Source organism: Staphylococcus pseudoxylosus, assembly GCF_044794325.1.
Classification (GTDB): domain Bacteria; phylum Bacillota; class Bacilli; order Staphylococcales; family Staphylococcaceae; genus Staphylococcus; species Staphylococcus pseudoxylosus.
Genome location: NZ_CP085024.1, coordinates 1,339,135 through 1,361,411 on the forward strand (window position 1 = coordinate 1,339,135; position 22,277 = coordinate 1,361,411).

The 22,277-nt window shown below is 32.8% G+C and carries 24 protein-coding genes and 2 other annotated features; of the genes, 22 read left to right on the top strand and 2 right to left on the bottom strand.

Annotation, left to right across the window (positions count from 1 at the left end):
* Positions 1 to 79: 79 nt before the first annotated feature.
* Entirely contained in the window at positions 80 to 1,165 is a 1,086-nt protein-coding gene (locus LG295_RS06405) for an AbrB family transcriptional regulator (RefSeq protein ID WP_107530531.1), read from the top strand.
* Between the two features lie 157 nt (positions 1,166 to 1,322).
* Here the strand turns inward: LG295_RS06405 and LG295_RS06410 are convergent, their stop codons facing one another.
* Positions 1,323 to 1,901: a DNA-3-methyladenine glycosylase I gene (locus tag LG295_RS06410; RefSeq protein WP_107557921.1), complete on the bottom strand. Its 579-nt coding sequence runs from the start codon at positions 1,899 to 1,901 to the stop codon at positions 1,323 to 1,325.
* Between the two features lie 58 nt (positions 1,902 to 1,959).
* Positions 1,960 to 2,202 (top strand) — a binding site (T-box leader).
* Between the two features lie 42 nt (positions 2,203 to 2,244).
* Here LG295_RS06410 and LG295_RS06415 point away from each other — a divergent pair.
* From LG295_RS06415 to LG295_RS06440, 6 genes are all read left to right on the top strand, one after another.
* Positions 2,245 to 4,875: a valine--tRNA ligase gene (locus LG295_RS06415; RefSeq protein ID WP_107557922.1), complete on the top strand. Its 2,631-nt coding sequence runs from the start codon at positions 2,245 to 2,247 to the stop codon at positions 4,873 to 4,875.
* An 11-nt stretch (positions 4,876 to 4,886) separates the two neighbouring features.
* Positions 4,887 to 6,152, top strand: a complete 1,266-nt coding sequence (locus LG295_RS06420; protein ID WP_107530522.1) for a folylpolyglutamate synthase/dihydrofolate synthase family protein — start codon at positions 4,887 to 4,889, stop codon at positions 6,150 to 6,152.
* Between the two features lie 244 nt (positions 6,153 to 6,396).
* Positions 6,397 to 7,215, top strand: a complete 819-nt coding sequence (locus tag LG295_RS06425) for a squalene/phytoene synthase family protein (RefSeq protein WP_107557923.1) — start codon at positions 6,397 to 6,399, stop codon at positions 7,213 to 7,215.
* Between the two features lie 288 nt (positions 7,216 to 7,503).
* Entirely contained in the window at positions 7,504 to 8,211 is a 708-nt protein-coding gene (locus LG295_RS06430; RefSeq protein ID WP_107557924.1) for a prepilin peptidase, read from the top strand.
* Positions 8,211 to 8,888, top strand: coding sequence for a RadC family protein (radC, locus tag LG295_RS06435; RefSeq protein ID WP_107530519.1), 678 nt, complete (start codon positions 8,211 to 8,213; stop codon positions 8,886 to 8,888). Before LG295_RS06430 ends, radC begins: the two co-directional genes overlap by 1 nt.
* 156 nt (positions 8,889 to 9,044) lie before the next feature.
* Positions 9,045 to 9,326, top strand: a complete 282-nt coding sequence (locus tag LG295_RS06440) for a hypothetical protein (protein ID WP_107530518.1) — start codon at positions 9,045 to 9,047, stop codon at positions 9,324 to 9,326.
* A gap of 210 nt (positions 9,327 to 9,536) precedes the next feature.
* On the opposite strand, the gene LG295_RS06445 is transcribed toward LG295_RS06440, so the two are convergent.
* Positions 9,537 to 9,713, bottom strand: a complete 177-nt coding sequence (locus LG295_RS06445) for a hypothetical protein (protein ID WP_241959662.1) — start codon at positions 9,711 to 9,713, stop codon at positions 9,537 to 9,539.
* Positions 9,714 to 9,862: 149 nt separating this feature from the next.
* Between LG295_RS06445 and LG295_RS06450 the strand changes: the two genes are divergently transcribed.
* From LG295_RS06450 to secDF, 15 genes are all read left to right on the top strand, one after another.
* Complete coding sequence (locus LG295_RS06450) at positions 9,863 to 10,321, top strand: DUF4930 family protein (RefSeq protein ID WP_107530517.1); 459 nt, start codon at positions 9,863 to 9,865, stop codon at positions 10,319 to 10,321.
* A 70-nt stretch (positions 10,322 to 10,391) separates the two neighbouring features.
* Positions 10,392 to 10,559: a hypothetical protein gene (locus LG295_RS06455; protein ID WP_199186493.1), complete on the top strand. Its 168-nt coding sequence runs from the start codon at positions 10,392 to 10,394 to the stop codon at positions 10,557 to 10,559.
* Between the two features lie 546 nt (positions 10,560 to 11,105).
* Positions 11,106 to 11,948, top strand: coding sequence for a rod shape-determining protein MreC (gene mreC / locus LG295_RS06460; RefSeq protein WP_107530516.1), 843 nt, complete (start codon positions 11,106 to 11,108; stop codon positions 11,946 to 11,948).
* Complete coding sequence (mreD, locus tag LG295_RS06465; RefSeq protein ID WP_107557925.1) at positions 11,948 to 12,472, top strand: rod shape-determining protein MreD; 525 nt, start codon at positions 11,948 to 11,950, stop codon at positions 12,470 to 12,472. The genes mreC and mreD overlap by 1 nt, the downstream gene beginning before the upstream one ends.
* Before the next feature lie 29 nt (positions 12,473 to 12,501).
* Positions 12,502 to 12,575 (top strand) — a sequence feature (ribosomal protein L21 leader region).
* Between the two features lie 12 nt (positions 12,576 to 12,587).
* Positions 12,588 to 12,896, top strand: coding sequence for a 50S ribosomal protein L21 (gene rplU, locus LG295_RS06470; RefSeq protein WP_107530514.1), 309 nt, complete (start codon positions 12,588 to 12,590; stop codon positions 12,894 to 12,896).
* 2 nt (positions 12,897 to 12,898) lie between these two features.
* Entirely contained in the window at positions 12,899 to 13,219 is a 321-nt protein-coding gene (locus LG295_RS06475) for a ribosomal-processing cysteine protease Prp (RefSeq protein WP_026113597.1), read from the top strand.
* Between the two features lie 12 nt (positions 13,220 to 13,231).
* Complete coding sequence (gene rpmA / locus LG295_RS06480) at positions 13,232 to 13,516, top strand: 50S ribosomal protein L27 (RefSeq protein ID WP_017724675.1); 285 nt, start codon at positions 13,232 to 13,234, stop codon at positions 13,514 to 13,516.
* Between the two features lie 131 nt (positions 13,517 to 13,647).
* Positions 13,648 to 14,943, top strand: coding sequence for a GTPase ObgE (obgE, locus tag LG295_RS06485; protein WP_107530513.1), 1,296 nt, complete (start codon positions 13,648 to 13,650; stop codon positions 14,941 to 14,943).
* Positions 14,944 to 14,955: 12 nt separating this feature from the next.
* Positions 14,956 to 15,411, top strand: a complete 456-nt coding sequence (locus tag LG295_RS06490) for an ACT domain-containing protein (RefSeq protein WP_107530512.1) — start codon at positions 14,956 to 14,958, stop codon at positions 15,409 to 15,411.
* A 12-nt stretch (positions 15,412 to 15,423) separates the two neighbouring features.
* On the top strand, positions 15,424 to 16,026 hold the full coding sequence (ruvA, locus tag LG295_RS06495; protein WP_107530511.1) for a Holliday junction branch migration protein RuvA: 603 nt from the start codon (positions 15,424 to 15,426) through the stop codon (positions 16,024 to 16,026).
* Positions 16,027 to 16,057: 31 nt separating this feature from the next.
* Positions 16,058 to 17,062 (top strand): Holliday junction branch migration DNA helicase RuvB, encoded by a 1,005-nt coding sequence (gene ruvB / locus LG295_RS06500; protein ID WP_107530510.1) that lies wholly within the window; start codon positions 16,058 to 16,060, stop codon positions 17,060 to 17,062.
* A 2-nt stretch (positions 17,063 to 17,064) separates the two neighbouring features.
* Entirely contained in the window at positions 17,065 to 18,090 is a 1,026-nt protein-coding gene (gene queA / locus LG295_RS06505; protein ID WP_107530509.1) for a tRNA preQ1(34) S-adenosylmethionine ribosyltransferase-isomerase QueA, read from the top strand.
* 20 nt (positions 18,091 to 18,110) lie between these two features.
* Positions 18,111 to 19,250 (top strand): tRNA guanosine(34) transglycosylase Tgt, encoded by a 1,140-nt coding sequence (tgt, locus tag LG295_RS06510; protein WP_404476749.1) that lies wholly within the window; start codon positions 18,111 to 18,113, stop codon positions 19,248 to 19,250.
* 18 nt (positions 19,251 to 19,268) lie between these two features.
* Entirely contained in the window at positions 19,269 to 19,529 is a 261-nt protein-coding gene (gene yajC / locus LG295_RS06515) for a preprotein translocase subunit YajC (protein ID WP_039068310.1), read from the top strand.
* A 406-nt stretch (positions 19,530 to 19,935) separates the two neighbouring features.
* Positions 19,936 to 22,212, top strand: coding sequence for a protein translocase subunit SecDF (gene secDF / locus LG295_RS06520; protein WP_404476752.1), 2,277 nt, complete (start codon positions 19,936 to 19,938; stop codon positions 22,210 to 22,212).
* Positions 22,213 to 22,277 lie beyond the last annotated feature (65 nt).

Here is a 22,277-nt window from a genome sequence, read left to right on the forward strand (position 1 = left end):
CGAACAACCAATACGTTGATCGGGTTTTAATATGGATAGCTCAGTTAAGTATGACGATAACTATGAAAGTTGTGAGAACATGAGTAAGCAATTAAGAAATAATATCATCGTTTTATTGCTAGCTATTTTATTAAGTCTAATCTTAAATGCAGCAAATATATTGTTACCATTTATGTTTGGACCAATAATTGCCAGTGTCATTTGTGTTAGATGCTTTCACATGGAAGTTGAATGGCCGTTTTGGCTAAGTCAAATTGGGTTGGTATTATTAGGCGTCCAAATAGGATCAACTTTTACTGAAAATGTAATATTTGATATCAAAGATGATTGGCTGACCATTATATTAATCACAGTTATGCTGTTAGGACTTGCGTTAATAATAGCCTTTTTCTTTAAAAAAATCGCTAACGTAAATACTGAAACTGCAATTTTAAGTGTGATTCCAGGTGCGTTAAGTCAAATGCTAATAATGGCAGAGGAAAATAAGAAAGCGAATATTATGGTCGTCAGTTTAACGCAAACATCAAGAATTATATTTGTTGTTATTCTTGTGCCATTTATTTCGTATTTCTTTCAAGGCAGTGGTGATAATCGTTCTGCGAAGGATAGTGTAGTCAATACACTCACCGAAGCATTGTCTATTCCAAATATACTTTTATTAGCACTCGCAGTATTTTTAGTATATGTCATTATGGGAAAAATTAATTTTCCGACCAGACAATTACTTGCACCGATATTAGTTCTTATCTGTTGGAATTTATTAACTGGCGTTACATTTACCTTAGACAATTATATTATTGCGGCAGCACAAGTTATTTATATGATACGTATTGGTATACAAATTGCTAAATTATTAGACCAAATGAAAGGTAGAATTGCTGTAGCAATTGCATTTCAAAATATACTATTAATTTTATTAACTTTTGTAATGGTGCTATTTATTGCAATGGTTTCCGACCATTCTGTTAATGAATTGTTTTTAGGTGCTGCGCCAGGTGGTATGAGTCAAATCGTATTAGTTGCAATTGAAACTGGTGCAGATGTAGCATTAATTTCAAGTTATCACATCTTTAGAATATTCTTTATACTATTTCTAATTGCTCCTTTACTAAGTTATTTCCTAAAATACAGAGTAGCGAAAAATTCTATTAATAAGAAATCTTAAAAATTACGATGAAATATAATAAAACCACAGTAAACACTATGCGTTTGCTGTGATTTTATTTATAAATGATAAATATAGAACGTATTTTCTACTATATAAGTAGTGTAATGGGAAATCTTAATAGGTAAGGTGGTCTATTAAGATTTTCGCAAAGTATTTAATTGAAACCTTTTCCGTTATACACTTTAGGATTATTCGGACAACTTTGAAGATGTGCATTATACAAACCAGCTGCTTCTAAAAAAGAAAAAACAGTAACAGGACCTAAAAATTTAAAACCATATTTTTTAAGTTGCTTTGAAAGTTGTGCAGCACGTTCATCTACTGTAATGCGATCACTTGGCGTATCGTAGGCACAATCAATAGGCTTAAAATCTACAAAGGACCATAAAAAGTCACTAAAGCTACCATAATCTTTTTCTATATCGAAATAACCTTGTGCTTGGCTAACGATAGCTTCAATCTTTTTACGATTATGTACGATATTGGGAAAAGTCATTAACCGATCAACATCTTCAGCTGTCATTTTTGAAATTTTAGTTGGATCAAAGTTATAAAAAGCTTGTTCGTATGAGTCTTTTTTCTTTAAAATAGTTAACCATGAAAGACCTGCATGTTGTGATTCAAGTGCAATTAATTTAAATAATTTCAAACTATCATAAATAGGTTGTCCCCATTCCTCATCGTGATAGTGGATGTAAAGTGGATCTTTTGTTCCAAATGCGCATTCATTCATAAATTTCACTCCAGTGCATTGACTTATTTTAACATCCATTATACTATAATTAAGTAAAAGAATATTGTCTACTGGGAAGAGTAAATAAGCTGAAATTTAGAAGAGAGTACATGGTTGGTGTAAATGTATAATTTAACTTATTGAAGGTAGCCCACATTGAACTTTAGCTGAAATATAATGCTATTACATAATTATAGTATAGGCTAAAGCGTGTTTGAGCGTTAATCATATAATTAAGTGCTTGAAATTATATTTATAATTTCTTGAATTTAGGTGGTACCACGGAATATCCGTCCTATATTGATAGGGCGGATATTTTTATTTTTAAGGAGGATTTTAACGAATGGAAATGAAACCAAAATATAATCCGAACGAAGTCGAGTCCGGACGTTATGACCAATGGGTTAACAATGGTTATTTTAAAGCGACAGAAGATAGTTCAAAAGAGACATATACAATTGTAATTCCACCACCAAACGTAACTGGTAAATTACATTTAGGGCATGCGTGGGATACGACATTACAAGATATTTTAACGCGAATGAAACGCATGCAAGGCTATGATACTTTATATTTACCAGGCATGGATCATGCAGGTATTGCTACGCAAGCAAAAGTAGAAGCTAAGTTAAATGAACAAGGTTTATCAAGACATGATTTAGGGCGAGAAAAGTTCCTTGAACAAGCTTGGGATTGGAAAGAAGAATACGCTACTTTTATTAGAGAACAGTGGGCAAAACTAGGTCTAGGCTTAGATTATAGTAGAGAGCGTTTCACGTTAGATGAAGGTTTAAGTAAAGCTGTGAAAAAAGTATTCGTTGATATGTACAATAAAGGTTTGATATATCGCGGTGAATATATTATAAATTGGGACCCAATCGCACGTACTGCTTTATCTGACATTGAAGTAATACATGAAGATGTAGAAGGTAAGTTTTATCATTTTAAATATCCATATGCAGATGGTGATGGATTTATTGAAATTGCTACAACACGCCCTGAAACCATGTTAGGTGATACTGCGATTGTTGTAAATCCTAATGATGAGCGTTATAAAGATGTTATTGGGAAGAAGGTGATTTTACCTATCATTGGTAGAGAACTACCAATATTAGCAGATGAATATGTTGATATTGAATTTGGTAGTGGTGCAATGAAAGTAACACCTGCACATGATCCTAATGACTTTGAAATAGGTAATCGCCATGAGTTAGAACGCATTATTGTAATGGATGAATCTGGCAAAATGAATGATAAAGCTGGTAAATATCAAGGCATGGATCGATTTGATTGTCGTGAACAATTAGTGAAAGATCTAGAGGCTGAAGACCTTGTTATTAAAATTGAGGCACATGAACATTCAGTAGGTCATTCAGAGCGTTCTGGCGCAGTTGTAGAACCATATTTATCAACACAATGGTTTGTTAAAATGAAGCCACTTGCTGAGCAAGCATTAGATAATCAAAAAACAGACGATAGAATTGATTTTGTTCCTGCACGTTTTGAAAAAACGTTTAATCGTTGGATGGAAGAGATTAGAGACTGGACGATATCACGTCAACTTTGGTGGGGCCACCAAATTCCAGCTTGGTACCATAAAGAAACAGGCGAAATTTATGTAGGTGAATCAGCGCCTGAAGATATTGAAAATTGGACTCAAGATGAAGATGTATTAGATACTTGGTTCTCAAGTGCATTATGGCCATTTTCGACATTAGGTTGGCCAGATACAGAAGCAGAAGACTTCCAACGTTACTTCCCAACGAATGCATTAGTAACGGGATATGATATTATCTTCTTCTGGGTTGCAAGAATGATATTCCAAGGTTTAGAATTTACTGGGAAACGTCCTTTTAATGATGTATTATTGCATGGATTAGTCCGTGCGGAAGACGGTAGAAAGATGAGTAAATCACTTGGCAATGGTGTAGATCCTATGGATGTCATTGATGAGTACGGTGCTGACAGCTTAAGATACTTCCTTGCTACTGGTTCATCTCCTGGTCATGATTTACGTTATTCTACTGAAAAAGTTGAATCTGTTTGGAATTTCATTAATAAAATATGGAATGCTGCGAGATTTAGTATTATGAATATTGGTGAAGACTTTAAGGTAGAAGATGTAGATTTATCAGGCAACCTTTCTCTTGCGGATAAATGGATTTTAACTCGATTAAATGAAACCATTGCAAATGTTACAGATTTAAGTGATAAATATGAATTTGGTGAGGTTGGTCGTACCCTTTATAACTTTATTTGGGATGAATTCTGTGATTGGTATATCGAAATGAGTAAGATACCTATGAACGGTGAAGATGAAGCGCAAAAACAAGTTACACGTTCAGTACTTACGTATGTTCTTGATAACACTATGAGAATGTTACACCCATTTATGCCTTTTGTTACAGAGCAAATTTGGCAAAACCTACCTCATGAAGGTGAAACAATTGTAAATGCATCTTGGCCAAAAGTGAACGACGAACTCACATTTGATGACAGTAAAGAAACGATGCAACAACTTGTTGAAATTATTAAATCAGTTAGACAATCACGTCTTGAAGTAGATACGCCACTTTCAAAGGCAATTCCTATCTTTATTAAAGCAAAAGATGACAATATCAAAGAGACGTTGTTAAACAACTCGAATTATATTGATAGATTCTGTCATCCGAGCGAATTGACAATTGATATAGATATTGAAATCCCTGAAAAAGCCATGACCTCTGTTACGACTGCTGGTGAAGTTGTGTTACCATTAGAAGGTCTAATAGATATGGATAAAGAAATTGAGCGTTTAGAGAATGAACTCTTGAAATGGGAAAAAGAGCTCGACCGCGTGAATAAGAAATTAGCAAATGAAAACTTCGTCAATAAAGCACCTGAAAAAGTTATTAATGAAGAACGTGAGAAAAAACAAACATATCAAGAAAAATATGATGGTGTGAAATTACGAATTAATCAATTAAAAGCATAGGAGTCCTTAAGATGAATTACCTAGACAGCTTATATTGGATACATGAACGAACTAAATTTGGCATTAAACCAGGCGTAAAACGTATGGAATGGATGTTGGATAGACTAAATAATCCTCAATTTAATATAAACGGTATTCATGTTGGTGGCACAAATGGTAAAGGGTCCACGGTGTCGTATCTACGTTCAGCACTTGTTGATAATGGATATGATGTGGGCACTTTCACATCGCCATTTATTGAAACATTCAACGAACGTATTAGTTTGAATGGCTTGCCAATAAGTGATGATGATATTGTTAAATTAGTTCAAAGAGTAAAACCAGTAAGCGAAGCCTTAGAAGTGGAAACTGACCTTGGAACTGCAACCGAATTTGAGATTATTACAACGATGATGTTTTTATATTTTGGTGAAATCCACCCAGTTGACTTTGTAATTGTTGAAGCAGGATTAGGTATTAAAAATGATTCTACTAATGTTTTTAAACCAATCTTATCTATATTGACAAGTATAGGTTTAGATCATACTGATATATTGGGTGATACGTATGTAGATATTGCAAAAGACAAAGGTGCGATAGTAAAACCAAACACACCTATCATTTATGCTGTGAAAAACGAAGAAGCGCTTAAAGTTATTCGTGATTATGTTGAACAACAAAATGCTGAAGGTATTGAGTTGGATAGAGATATTAGTGTTATCTCCGAAGATGAAGAATTCACTTATCGCTATAAAGATTATGAACTTGAAACGCTTTTATTAAATATGTTAGGTGAACATCAAAAAGAAAATGCCGCGTTAGCAATTACCGCACTTATAGAATTAAATGAGTCAGATATCGTTGATTTAGATTTCAATAAAATGATTGATGGTATTGAATCGGTGAGTTGGACTGGTCGAATAGAACAAGTGAAAGAACGTCCTTTGATGATTGTCGATGGTGCACATAACGTTGAAAGTGTGGAAGCACTAATAAGTACGATGAAAAATTATTATCACACTGAAAATATTGATATTTTATTTTCGGCAATCAAAGGTAAACCTTTAAATGCTATGGTGGATCAACTTAAAACTATTGCTTCTACATTCTATATAACAGATTTTGATTTTCCGAAAGCTTTAACAAAAGAAGCGATTTTTGACGAAGTTCGATTTGATCAAAAAGTACTCGTTGATGATTATGTGAAGTTTATTGAATCATATGAAGGTGACGGTTTAATCATTACTGGAAGCTTGTACTTTATAAGTGAAGTAAAAGCTAAAGTTGATTTTAGTTAAATATATATTTACTACATAAGCGAACGGTTCGATAGTTTATTGAATCATTCGCTTATTTTTGTTTTAAATAAAAGAAACGTGGTATCTAGATATAGTTCAAATAAAGAGTGAAAAGTTAGTTTGAAAATCTGGGGTTTGTCAATTTTTTGACGAGTCTATTTTGATTAAACTAGGTAACAAGCAATTCCTATTTTATTTTGTAATTATATGATAATATTTAAAAAAGGGGAGGTATTAGATTAAAATGACTGAAAAGAAATTCCCAAAAGATGCAATGCGTGTTTTAAAAGAAACAAGTCGTACTTTTTATATTCCGATAACTTTCTTAGAAAAAGAGTTAAAACATACGGTAGCATCTGCTTATTTAGTATTAAGAGCAATTGATGAAATTGAAGATCACGAGGAATTGGATAACGATTTAAAACATTCAATACTGATGCAAGTGAGTGAGTTATTTAAAGCACCTTTTGATGAAGCAAAATACATGCAAATTCTTGAACCAGTGAAGAATAAAATGCCTGAAGTCACTTTAAGATTAGGTGAGTGGATAGAAGCTTGTCCTAATAAGACAGTAACAATTGTATTAGATGCTTCTAGTGAAATGGCATTTGGTATGGCAAAATGGGCGAAAGCAAACTGGGATATCCATACCAAGGATGATTTAGATGATTATACATATTATGTAGCGGGACTTGTCGGTGTCATGCTCTCGCAATTGTGGGACTTATGTGCAAATGTTAAAACAGATAGAGAATTGGCAATTGGATACGGACGAGGCTTGCAAGCTGTTAACATTCTTAGAAATGAACAAGAAGATTTAGCAGAACGTGGTGTAAGTTTTGTACCGGATGATTGGACACGCGATGATTTGTTTAAATATGCTGAAAATAATTTAGCTAAAGCAGATGCATATATGAAAGATATTAATAAAAAAACCATTTTACTATTTTGTCGTTTACCATTAGCACTGGCTCATAAATCACTTAAGGCAATGAAAAATGGTAGAGAGAAGATATCCAGAAAAGAAGTTGAAGAAACTGTCGATGAAATTCAAAAAGATTAGATGCTAATATCCTTTTTTGTATGATTCGTTTTATTAATGTTACAAAATCAAAAACCATTAGCAACCATATACATATAAAACCAGCTCACTATATTGTTGAGTTGGTTTTATTATTCTAAAATATAATTCGTAAACGAAATCATGTGTGATGATAATACACAATCAACAAACCGAACTATATACAAAAATTGGTTTGCTGATTGTGCACTATTGAAATAATTTCAATAGTGTTATTTTTCTTATGGGTATTATGTATTGATGCTATAATATTTATTAGGAGGTGAAGTGTTGATAACGCTACTTTTAATTTGTCCTATATTATTTAGTTTTTTATATCAGCTATGTTTTGTAGAAAACCTGAAATTAAGTTATTTCACAACCCGTTCAAAATGTGATTATTGTCGCAAACAAATAACTATAATAGAAACAATCCCAATTTTAAGTTTTATTTTTTTAAAAGGCACTTCAAGATGCTGTCATCGTAGAATTAGTGTTTTCTATCTTTTTGGGGAGTTGCTTTCTTTGACTCCTGTATTTTACCTGCTTTATTTACCTCACAAACTAATGATTGATCATACTACTTTAATATTAATTTATTTATTCCTTCTTACCTTTTCTATATTTGATATTAAGACGTACACAGTTCCTTTGCATGTGGTAGTTGTATTTGCTATTTGCATTTGTTTCATCACCCCAATACATATCATGTCATTTTTTTACGTCACAAGCTTGCTTCATATATTCTATTTACTATTTCATAATGCCATTGGCTATGGAGATATAATTATCTTTTCTTTGCTAGCTTTAGCTTTATCATCTTCAGAGTTTTTAATCATACTTTTGTTTACATTTATCTGTGGTGGTGTTTTTGCTTTGCTCGTGTTACTTATTTCTCGTAATGAAAGAGCAAGGATTCCACTGATCCCTTTTATTTATATTGCATTTAATATAATGCTATTAACATCTCAAAATTTAAACTTTGGAGGTTTTTCATAATGAAAATAAAAGAACTCGCCAATAATCAGAAACCTAGAGAAAGGTTGTTAAACAACGGACCTGCTCATTTATCTGATGGTGAATTACTAGCCATTTTAATTAATACAGGTAGAAAAGGGTTTTCAAGTTTAGATATAGCTAATGAATTGTTAAAGTCAGTAGAAAGTTTAAAACAGTTAAAGGCATTATCCATCAATGATTTAAATAAAGTAAAGGGAATTGGTTTGTATAAGGCATTGATTCTAAAAGCTGCTTTTGAGCTAGGGGAACGTATGCATTCGGGCAGTTTAGATGAGAAAATACAAATTACTAGTCCTCAAGATGTTGCTAATTTTATGATGGGGAAAATGGAGCATTTAACTCAGGAAAAGTTTATTGTGTTATTTCTTAATTCTAAGAATGTGGTTATTAAGCAGAAAACAATATTTATTGGGACTTTAAATTCATCAATTGTTCATCCTCGAGAAATATTTAGCGAAGCGATAAAATGTGCAAGTAATGCAATTGTCGTGCTTCACAATCATCCATCAGGTGATACTACACCGTCCAAAGAAGATATTAGCGCAACTAATAGATTAAGAGAATGTGGAGAAATTTTAGGGATAGATTTACTAGACCATATTATTATTGGAGATCATACTTATATGAGTATGGTAGAAGATGGCTATTTGGATTAAACATGATATACGAAGTTGCTCACATAAACTTACATCATTACATAGAAGGATTATCGCATTATTTTATTTTTATTGTATGCTTTAGAATTAATTTTGGCTTTCTGTACACGCTCAGGTACGGTATAATCAAGTTGATCATTAAGGAGGCGTTATCAAGTGGGAACGATATTATTGATTGGTTTGTTACTGCCAGTAGTTTATTTAATGCAATTAGTTAAAAATAAAAAGCCTATTGATTTTAATAGTACTAAAAAAACAGTAATCATTTCTATTGTAGGGGTCTTATTAACTACTATGTTATTCTTTGTTTTTAGTACGAATCATACATCTTTTTGGCTATACTTCATTGGTGCATTGATTATCGCGGTTATTTGGGCGCTATTGTTGTGTGCTTGTTATTATTTTTATCAAGTGCTATCAAATAATGTTAAAAAATAACTACAATGTTTGTGAAACGTTAGTTTTTATATTAAGGTTAGAAAATATCTTTGGTTATGAAACAAGTTTGACATACTAACTGCCATAGATGTAACTATAGTTAAATGTTAAAAAAGATGGAGCAAAACATCTGTTTTTGATGCCTTGCTCCGTTACTGGAATAATCTAAATCTGTGATAACATGATAGATTGTGTTATTTATATTCTAATTTATATAAAACTAAAGTAATTATTGAAGTTTTCCATTATCCAAAGAATACCTTGATAACCTAGATATATACATAATACGATAATTCCAACGTATATTAAAAATCTTAAAATTGATAAACCTACTCTAAATAATAATATAATTAAGAGGGCAAGTAGGATTATAGATATAATACTCATATTATATTTCACTCCCTTTGTATATCATTGTACTATGAAAAAAGCATGTATGCATCGGTCTATCGTTAACTTTTGAATACTACTACAGACTGATGATATTTAAATTTATTGATTTTATAATATAGGGTGAAATTATGGGAGGGTGGTTCATGCGGTTTATATTTAGTATTATTAAAAACTTTATAGCTATTATAGCAATTATAATCATTGTATTCTTCGCATTGAAATATGCGCCGTTTTTAAAAGACCAGCAATGGAACCCAGTGCATAATAATGAGCCACCTACAAGCAACACGCAATCAGAAGGCGATTTAACAGGTGGTCAACGTTATTCTGTAGAAGACAATGATATTTTAAAAAATGTCCCTCGCAGTCAGGTTAAAAATGTATTTGATTGGATAGATAAGAAAGAATTTATGTCTGTATCAGGTATTGGTAGAATGGGATATAGTGATAAATATCTGGCAGGCCAACGCGGTGATGAATTTATAATTTATAAATTTGGTTCAGACTCCATTCGTGTTTATAAAACTGAAATAGAGATGGAACAAGACCTAAATCAACTTGGGGAGCATATCGAACTACAGCCACCATCTAATTACGAGTAAGTGGTTTGAATTCTCAGCTAAAATGCGTTAGCCTTATATAAGTAAAAACGTAAAAGGTTGGTGTCTAAATATGAGTGAACAGTCTAAAGATAAAAAAGTAGATGAACAAGCAAAAGCACAAAATCTATTCGCACGTTGGCGTAAAGAAGAAACTTTATATAAAGAAGACGAAAAAGAAGCTGAAAAAGAAGCTGAAAAATCTGCTGAAACAGAAAAAAACGACTCAGAAGAAAAATAATTATCTCCAAGACATAACTTTATTTGAATCGAAAACACAATTTTCATTCTAGTAATGTTGTAAAATTATACCAAAAAGCTGAGACATGATTTCATGTGTCAGCTTTTTTGTTTTTATACAGAACGTTAAAATATAAAAAGTTGATGATAAATTAAACTTAGACTGCTCTAGTGATAAACGCACGAGGATGTAAATGGTAGAAAACATAATCAAAATCACTGTTTAGCTAGCCTGTTTGTTTTATCTCAGTAATTATTCTTTATTAGCATAAAATATAGTTAACTTATATACATAATTTTGAATTTAAAAAAATGGGAATTTCAAGACTTTAATGCACTATTTACTTTGAAACTTGTTATAATAGGAAGTAACACTACATTTTATGTTTTAAAGTAGAATCTCAGTAATTTCTATTCTAGCTTTAGTATATTAAATGAGCGGCTAGAATTTAATTTGTGAATAATAAGGTTACTACTTTATTTCGATCTACGAGTAATATAAAATGATATCAAGTAGTAAAATAGTCGGGTAATAGAGGTGTTTAGGTTGTCAAAGTTTTTTAAAAACAACAAGTTGATTGTTATTTTATGTGCAATCATTGTATTTATTGCCTTAATTGGTGTATCTTTACGTTCGCAGTCACAATCACCAGTAGAACAATACGTAGGAGATTCAGTTGCATTCGGTCAAAAGGTAGTGAGTTATCCTGTTCATTTCGTAACAGGTTCAATCAATAACCTTTTTGCAAAAGATAGTTCAAAAGAGCAACAAAGCAAGGTTAAACAATTAGAAGCTGAAAACGAAAGACTGAAATCAGAAAACAAAAAGTATAAAAAAGAATTGGATATAGAAGATATATCTAAATTCGAACCAATTTCTAGTACAGTATTATCTAGAAATCCAGATCAATGGATGAATACACTAGTCATTAACCAAGGTGCTAAAGATGGTATAAAAAATAATATGGCTGTGATGACTTCAGAAGGATTAGTAGGTCGAATCTCTAAAGTAAATCAATTTTCATCACAAGTTGATTTAATTTCAACAAACACACGTGCTAACCGTTTATCAGTAAATATTCAACATGAGGATGAAAATGTATTTGGATTAATCGATCATTATGATTCTAAAAATGAAGAACTTATTATTACTGATATTAATAATAAAGATAGTGTGAAAAAAGGAGATAAGGTTGTTACAAGTGGTTTAGCTGATCAATTACCAAGTAGTATATACATAGGTGAAGTTTCAAAAGTAGAAAATGATGAATATGGCTTATCAAAAGAAGTTAGAGTGAAAACAGCTGCTAATTTATCAGATTTAAATCATGTATATGTAGCTAAAAGAGACCCTAAAACAATACCAGATAATGAAAGTGGTGATAATTAATGCGTGCGTTATACTACTTTCTTATCGGTATTGTATTATTTTATATTGATACTGCAATTGGGTTAATTATACCCATGCAAATTGGCATGAAAGACATAATTTTTGTCCCACACTTGACTCTAATGTATTTACTCATCATATGTGTTCACAGAAGTTTTGGTGTAGCTATTATATTATCTACGGTGTTAGGCCTAATTACAGATTTATATTTTGGTAGTTTTTATGGTTTGTATTTATTTGGTTATATATTGTTCGTTGTAATACAAGACTTTTTCTTCAAAACATTTTATAGAGACGATACAATGCTATTCTTTGTAGTTTTATTAAGTACAATTTTATTAGAAATTTACGTAGCTATCATTTATAGTATATTGGGATTGATAGCATTTAATTTATTTGATTTTGTGTTGTATAGATTAATACCTACATTGGTACTTAATTTTATATTACTTATTATTTTCTATCCGATTATTACTAAATTCTTTAGAAAAGTACAATTGAAGATTGACAGTAAGAAAGCCTAATGCTAAAATGCAGTAGTTGAGTAGTTTTTAGCTACATACAACCGCTCGGATTTAGGTTAAAGCACATGTATGTCACCTAAATTTGGCGTGACTTAAATTATAGGAGGTGCAAAGTATGTTTGCTATTATTGAAACAGGTGGAAAACAAGTTAAAGTAGAAGAAGGGCAAGAAATCTTTGTTGAGAAATTAGATGTTAACGAAGGTGACTCTTTCACATTTGACAAAGTATTATTCGTAGGTGGAGATGCAGTTAAAGTTGGCGCGCCAACTGTTGAAGGTGCTTCAGTTACTGCTACTGTTAAGAAACAAGGTCGTGGCAAGAAGATTACTGTATTCACATATAAACGTCGTAAAGACTCAAAACGTAAACAAGGTCATCGTCAACCTTACACTAAATTAACAATCGACAAAATCAACGCATAATTATGATTACTGTTGATGTTACATTGAACGATGTCGGTCAAATCACTGATGTTATCATGGATGGCCATGCAGAACATGGCGAGTATGGACATGATATAGTTTGTGCAGGTGCATCCGCAGTGCTTTTCGGAAGTGTTAATGCTATAATGGGGTTAACAAATGAGAAGCCCGATATTGATTACAATGATGACGGTGGACATTTCCATATTAGAAGTGTTGATACTTCTAATGAACAAGCGCAATTAATTCTTCAAGCAATGTTAGTTTCGTTGCAAACAATTGAAGAAGAATATAAAGAAAATATCAGATTAAACTATAAGTGAGGTGCAATCATAATGTTAAAATTAAATTTACAGTTCTTCTCATCTAAAAAAGGACTTGGTTCTACAAAAAACGGACGTGACTCAGTTTCTAAACGTTTAGGAGCTAAACGCGCTGATGGTCAACACGTTACAGGTGGTTCAATCTTATTCCGCCAACGTGGTACTAAAATTTATCCTGGTGAAAATGTAGGTCGTGGTGGCGACGATACATTATTCGCTAAAATCGACGGCGTGGTTAAATTTGAACGCAAAGGTCGCGACAAAAAACAAGTTTCTGTTTACGCAGCAGCTGAGTAATTTGTCATCGTTAACACCAGAAGTGATCACTTCTGGTGTTTATTTTTTGTCTTTATTTTCTAGTTAATGAGATAATGATATAATATACAGAATGATATAAAGAATAAATTTTAAGAAAAAGAGGTGAAATCATGTTTGTCGATCAAGTTAAAATATCACTTAAAGCGGGTGATGGCGGTAACGGTATAACAGCATATCGTAGAGAGAAATATGTTCCATTCGGTGGTCCAGCCGGCGGTGACGGTGGTGATGGTGCATCTATTATATTTGAAGTGGATGAAGGTTTGAGAACATTATTAGATTTTAGATACCAAACGCATTTCAAGGCCAAGAGAGGCGATGCCGGTCAAAGTAGTAATATGCATGGTAAAAATGCTGAGGAACTCGTATTAAAAGTTCCACCTGGTACGATTATTAAAAGTGTTGAAACAGAAGAGGTTTTAGCTGATTTAGTTGAAAATGGTCAACGTGCAGTAGTGGCTAAAGGTGGTCGAGGCGGTCGAGGAAATTCACGTTTCGCATCTCCTAGAAACCCAGCACCAGATTTCAGTGAAAATGGTGAACCTGGTGAAGAAATTGATGTTACGTTAGAATTAAAATTACTAGCTGATGTTGGTTTAGTAGGTTTCCCAAGTGTAGGTAAATCTACTTTATTGTCTATTGTATCAAAAGCTAAACCTAAGATAGGCGCATACCATTTTACAACAATTAAACCTAATCTTGGTGTGGTTTCTACGAAAGATCAAAGAAGTTTTGTAATGGCAGACTTACCAGGATTAATAGAAGGTGCGTCTGAAGGTGTAGGATTAGGACATCAATTTTTAAAACACGTTGAACGTACAAAAGTAATAGTTCATATGGTAGATATGAGTGGCTCTGAGGGGCGTGATCCTTATGAAGATTACAAAGTTATCAATGAGGAATTAAATGCCTACGAACATCGTTTAGAGGAGCGACCTCAAATTGTGGTTGCTAATAAAATGGATATGCCTAACGCAGAAGAGAATTTAGAAGCATTTAAAGAAGCTTTGAATGATGATTCTGTGCACATTATCCCACTTTCAACATTTATGCATGACCATATAGATGAACTGCTTTATGCTATAGCAGACAAATTAGAAGAAGTAAAAGACATTGATTTTAGTAAAGATGAAGAAGAAGATTTAGGTGTTAATAGAGTGATTTATAAACATACACCTAGTCAAGATAAATTCACAATTACACGCGATGATGATGCTGCATACGTTGTAAGCGGTAAAGCAATCGAAAGAATGTTCAAAATGACTGACTTTAATAGTGACCCTGCAGTACGTAGATTTGCGCGTCAAATGCGTTCTATGGGTATTGATGAAGCATTGAGAGCACGTGGATGTAAAAATGGAGATATTGTTAGAATCCTTGGTGGAGAATTTGAATTCGTTGAATAGGAGTGCTTGAAAATGGACAAAAAAGATTATAAAAAGTTTTACTTAATTCGCGAGGATGTATTACCAGAATCTGTTGTAAAAACCTTGAAAATTAAAGAAGTTTTAAAAAATAATCCGTCACTGTCCATATTTGAAGCAGTTAAACAATTCGATTTATCAAGAAGTGCTTTTTATAAATATAGAGATACAATATTCCCTATTGATGAAAAAATGGAGTCTACACGTGAATTCACGTTAATATTATATGTGAATGATATCGTAGGGATGTTGGCAGAGGTTTTAAATACTTTATCAAGTTTAAGTTTATCAGTATTAACTATACATCAAAGTATACCAATGGAAAGTAGAGCAACAATTACACTTTCATTAGACGCTAAAGGTACAAATCTAGAAATTGATGATGTTATGGAAGCGTTGCGAGTTATTGATCACGTTTCTAAAGTAGAATTAATTAGTATGACTATATAAGGAAGTGTAACTATGTATGCATATATAAAGGGGACATTAGCAGTTTTGAACCCTACACACGTGGTTGTAGAAGCCTCAGGTGTAGGGTACGAAATTCAAACGCCCAATTCTTACCGTTTTCAAAAATTTATGGACCAAGAAGTTGTCATTCATACGTCATTAATAGTTAGAGAAGATGCTCAACTTCTTTATGGTTTCATAAACCAAGAAGAAAAAGACATGTTTTTAAGCTTAATTAAAGTAACTGGCATTGGACCGAAATCTGCGTTAGCTATATTAGCTAGTAGTTCGCCTAATGAGGTTAAGATAGCTATAGAGAATGAAAATGATGCCTATTTAACAAAATTTCCTGGTATTGGTAAAAAAACAGCACGTCAAATCGTATTAGACCTTAAAGGGAAAGTTCAAATAAATGAAGTAGATAGTGGTCAAATTTTAAATGTTGAAGCTTCACTTAGTGATAATACACCGATTATTAAAGAAGCGCTCTTAGCATTGGAAGCGTTAGGGTACTCAAAACGAGAGCTAACAAAAGTGGAAAAAGCATTAGCAAAAGACTCGTTCGAATCTGTAGATGATGCAGTTAAAAAAGGATTGCAATTATTGATATCATAATTGTAAATAATATTTTAAAGGGGTGTAATCAATGGACGATAGAATGGTAGATCAATCTATGCATGATGAGGAATCTTCATTTGAATTTTCATTGCGACCGACTAAATTACGTCAGTACATAGGTCAATCAACAATTAAATCGAATTTAGAGGTGTTTATAAAAGCAGCTAAAATTAGACAAGAACCATTAGACCATGTGCTATTATTCGGTCCCCCTGGATTAGGTAAAACGACTTTGTCTAACATTATTGCAAATGAAATGGACGTTAACATTAGAACAATTTCCGGACCTTCAATTGAAAGGCCAGGAGATTTAGCTGCAATTTTGTCTAGTTTACAACCTGGTGATGTTTTATTTATAGACGAAATTCATAGACTAAGTAGTGTTGTAGAAGAAGTTTTGTACCCAGCTATGGAAGATTTCTTTCTAGATATTGTGATAGGTAAAGGTGAAGAAGCGCGTAGTATACGTATAGACTTACCACCATTCACTTTAATTGGTGCGACGACTCGTGCTGGTAGTTTGACGGCCCCATTGCGAGACAGGTTTGGTGTGCACCTCAGATTAGAATATTATAAAGAACATGAATTGAAAGAAATTATTGTGCGTACTGCAGAAGTGCTTGGCACCTCAATTGATGACGAAAGTGCTATAGAATTAGCGAAACGTAGTCGTGGTACGCCTAGGGTAGCCAATAGATTATTAAAAAGAGTTCGTGATTTTCAACAAGTTAATGATGACGAATTAATCTGTATTGAAACCACGAAAGCATCATTGCAATTGCTACAAGTTGATGATGAAGGATTGGATTATATTGACCATAAAATGATGAATTGTATTTTGGAGCAATATAAAGGTGGACCTGTTGGGCTAGATACAATTGCTGTTTCGATTGGTGAAGAACGGGTTACAATTGAAGATGTTTATGAACCTTTTTTAATTCAGAAGGGTTTTATCGAACGCACGCCCCGTGGCCGTAAAGCGACACCTTATGCATTTGAGCATTTTAGTAAGAAGAATGAAAAGAGGGAATAAGTTTGGATATTGAAGCATTTGATTATCATTTGCCTGAATCATTAATTGCACAAACACCTCTGAAAAACAGAGATGAAAGTAGATTGCTAATTCTTGGCAGACAATCTGGTAATATTGAACATCAACACTTTAAAGATGTTATTGATTATTTAGAAAGTGGGGATACCCTTGTATTAAATGATACAAGAGTAATGCCTGCAAGGCTATTCGGTTTAAAAGAAGAAACTGGTGCAAAAGTAGAAATGCTGATGCTTACTCAAATAGAGGGTAATGATTGGGAAGTGTTACTAAAACCAGCTAAAAGAATTAAAGTAGGCAATAGATTAACTTTCGGTGAAGGTAAAATTGTAGCCGAGTGCATAAAAGAGCTTGATCAAGGCGGTCGTATTATGAGACTGCATTATGATGGCATCTTACAAGAACGTTTAGATGAATTAGGTGAAATGCCTTTACCTCCTTATATTAAGGAACGTTTAGATGATCAAGATCGTTATCAAACTGTATATGCAAAAGCATCGGGTTCTGCAGCGGCTCCGACAGCAGGACTTCATTTTACAGATGAACTATTAGCCAATATTAGAGAGAAAGGTATTAATATTGCATTTATCACATTACATGTAGGACTAGGAACATTTAGGCCGGTTAGCGTAGATAATATAGATGACCATGAGATGCATAGTGAATACTATCAAATGGATCGAGAAACTGCGGAACTATTAAATAAAACGAAAGAAAGTGGCCACCGTATTATATCGGTTGGTACAACATCTACAAGAACATTAGAAACAATTATGCAATCAAATGATAAATTTGTAGCACAAAGTGGTTGGACAGATATATTTATCTTCCCAGGATTTACTTTTAAAGCTATTGATGGATTGATTACCAATTTCCATTTGCCGAAATCTACACTTGTAATGTTAGTTTCAGCTTTTAGTTCGAGAGATAAGATTTTAAACGCTTATAATCAAGCAGTTTCTTCAGAATATAGATTCTTTAGCTTTGGAGATGCAATGTTAATTATTTAGGGAATGAAAGGAGCGTTTATATGCCGGCAGTAACGTATGAGCATATTAAAATTTGTAAACAATCTGGTGCGAGATTAGGTATCGTACACACGCCTCATGGCTCTTTTGAAACACCAATGTTTATGCCTGTTGGGACAAAGGCAACAGTTAAAACGATGAGTCCAGAAGAATTAAATCAAATGGAAGCAAAAATCATTCTAGGAAACACATATCATTTGTGGTTACAACCTGGAAATGATATCATCAAAAAGAGCGGGGGATTACACCAGTTTATGAACTGGAACGGTCCAATACTGACTGACTCTGGTGGTTTTCAAGTATTTAGCTTAAGTAATTTGAGGAAAATTACTGAAAAAGGTGTAGAGTTCCGTCATCATACGAATGGTTCAAAATTGTTTTTGAGCCCAGAAAAAGCTATGGAGATACAAAATGATTTAGGTTCTGATATCATGATGGCTTTTGATGAATGTCCACCTATGCCTGCTGAATATAAATATGTGAAAGACTCCATTGAAAGAACAACAAGATGGGCAGAACGTTGCCTCAAAGCACATAAAAGACCTGACGATCAAGCCTTGTTTGGAATTATACAAGGCGGAGAATATAAAGATCTAAGGAAGCAAAGCGCTGAAGAATTAGTTGCTTTAGATTTTCCGGGGTACGCAATTGGTGGTTTGTCTGTAGGCGAACCTAAACCAGTTATGTATGATATGGTAAAGCATACGGAACAATTTATGCCGAAAGATAAACCACGTTATTTAATGGGTGTGGGTTCACCAGATGCATTAATAGAATGTAGCATTAGAGGTATGGATATGTTTGATTGTGTGTTGCCAACACGAATTGCACGTAATGGTACTTGTATGACATCTCATGGCCGTGTGACTATTAAAAACGCTAAGTATGCAGAAGATTTAGGCCCGCTTGATGAAAACTGTGATTGTTATACTTGTAAAAATTATAGTAGAGCATACATAAGACATTTAATAAAAGCAGAAGAAACTTTTGGTATCCGTCTTACTACTTATCATAATTTACATTTCTTGCTTAAATTAATGGAAAATATCCGACAAGCGATTCGTGAAGATCGACTTCTTGATTTTAAGGAAGAATTCTTTGAACAGTATGGACTGAATGTTGAAAACCCAAAAAACTTTTAAAAAGGGAGAAATAAAATAATGCAATTTACTTCATTGATATTACCAATTTTATTATTAGTATTAATGTGGTTCTTCTTAATTAGACCACAACAGAAAAAGGCTAAAGAGCATCGTGAAATGATTAGCCAAATTACTTCTGGCCAACGTGTAACAACTATCGGCGGTATCAAAGGTACTGTACGTAGTGTTGATGAAACTACAGTTGTATTAACTTTAAATGGTAATGGTACTGAAATCACTTTAGAAAAACCTGCTATCAAACAAGTTGATCCTTCATAATAAATAATGTATTGATACATGAGAGTGTATTAATTTTGAAAAAACAAGCCTTAGGGGAAAATGTGCCTAAGGTTTGTTTTTTATTTTATTCTAATTAAATATGTAAAATAAATGACGCAACTTTATTTACTTAAAGGTCATTTTATTCAGGTCATGTTATACTTTAAAATATATCATACGCATCATATGCCTATTATCTTTAAAACATTTATAATAACTAGGTCTGATCATTGTAACGCTTACAATTAAATTTTCTTACAATATTTAATAGAGTTAGTTTTTACAGAGGATGTAATATGTTAAGATATATAGGTCGTTCAGATAATTTAGCGTAGTTTAATAAAACTTGCAATAATTGATGTTAGAAGCGTATTCTTAAAATATAAGCTTAGAATGAGGTGTTCAAGTGAAGAAAAGTAATCGAATAGTTGCGTTTATATTACTTGTAGTGCTCCTGTTTGCAGGCATGGGACTCACGTATAAGAGCGTAGTTAAGGATGTTAATCTTGGTCTTGATTTGCAAGGTGGATTTGAAGTCTTATACCAAGTAGATCCTTTACAAAAAGGTGATAAAATAGACGATAAAGCGGTGAAAGCTACGGCTAAAACGCTTGAAAATCGTGTAAACGTCTTAGGGGTTTCGGAACCTAAGATACAAGTAGAAGATAAAAATAGAATTCGCGTACAACTTGCCGGTGTTAAAAATCAATCACAAGCACGTGAGATATTATCTTCTCAAGCGAATCTAACAATTCGTGACGCTGATGATAATGTCAAACTAACTGGTAAAGATATCCAGCAAGGTTCTGCAAAACAAGAATTTAAACAAAACACAAATCAGCCAGCGGTTACATTTAAATTGAAAGATAGTGCTAAATTTAAAAAAGTAACTGAAGAAATTTCTAAAAAAGATGAAAATGTAATGGTCGTATGGCTAGATCATGAAAAAGGTGACACTTATCATAAAGAAATGAATAAGAAAGATCCTAAGTATGTTTCTGCAGCTTCAGTTGATCAACCAATAAACTCTGATAGCGTTGAAATTTCAGGTGGTTTTAATGGTGAAGAAGGCGTAGAAAAAGCAAAACAAATTGCAGATTTACTAAACTCTGGTTCACTGCCAGTTGATTTGAATGAAATATATTCAAATTCTGTAGGCGCTCAATTTGGTCAAGATGCTTTAGATAAAACGGTATTTGCTGCTGCAATCGGTATCGCTGTTATTTATCTATTCATGTTAGGATTTTATCGTTTACCTGGTTTAGTAGCTATTATTGCGTTAACAGCATATATTTACTTAACATTATTAGCATTTAACTTTATTTCTGGAGTATTAACACTCCCTGGTCTAGCAGCCTTAGTACTAGGCGTGGGTATGGCTGTTGATGCTAATATAATCATGTACGAGCGGATAAAAGATGAACTGAAGATTGGACGTACGCTTAAACAGGCATATAAAAAAGCGAATAAGAGCTCTTTCTTAACTATCGTAGATGCCCAGTTAACAACAGTAATTGCTGCTGCTGTACTATTCTTCTTTGGTGAAAGTTCAGTTAAAGGTTTCGCTACAATGTTATTATTAGGTATTTTAATGATATTTGTAACAGCTGTATTCCTATCAAGATGGTTGTTAACTTTACTTGTATCATCTAATTACTTTAAAAAATCAAATTGGCTGTTCGGTGTAAGTAAGAAAAATATTCATGATATTAATGATAAAAAAGAAGTTCATGATTTGAAAACACCATATGAACGTATTGACTTTATGAAACTTGCTAAACCATTGCTAGGACTAAGTGTAGTTATAATCGCCGTAGGTGCAATTATTTTATTTGTATTTAAGTTAAACTTAGGTATTGATTTCACAAGTGGTACTCGGGTTGACTTTGAATCAGATAATAAAGTTACTGAAACTAAGGTTAAAAACACTTTAGAAGAAAATGATTTTAGACCTAACCAAGTATCTTTAGGTGAAAATGGTAAAACAGCAACGGTTCAATTCAAAAAAGATTTATCTAAAGATGAAGTATCTAAAATACAGGATACGATAGATGACCAATTTGGTCACAAACCAACTGTCAATACGGTTTCACCAGTAATAGGTCAAGAACTCGCTAAAAATGCTATGCTCGCATTACTATATGCTGCAATTGGTATTATCATCTATATAACATTTAGATTCGAATGGCGCATGGGACTTTCATCTGTGCTCGCATTATTACATGATGCATTTATGATTGTTGCAGTGTTCAGTTTATTTAGATTAGAAGTAGATATTACATTTATAGCAGCTGTGTTAACTATTATTGGTTATTCAATAAATGACACAATTGTGACATTTGATAGAGTTAGAGAAAACTTACACAAAGTAAAAGTAATAACTAAGAAATCTCAAATTGATGACATCGTTAATAGATCGATTCGTCAGACAATGACACGTTCTATAAACACAGTACTAACTGTAGTTATCGTTGTTATTGCATTATTGTTACTTGGCGCTCCAAGTATCTTTAATTTCTCACTCGCATTATTAATTGGATTGATTACAGGCGTATTTTCTTCCGTATTTATTGCAGTACCGCTTTGGGGTATTATGAAGAAACGTCAACTTAAAAAATCTGATGATAATAAACTTGTAGTTTATAAAGAAAAAAAATCAAATGACGAAAAAATCTTAGTATAACTTCATATTAAATTTCAAAAGACCACAATTTTTGCAAACGCATTAATTGTGGTCTTTATCTGTTT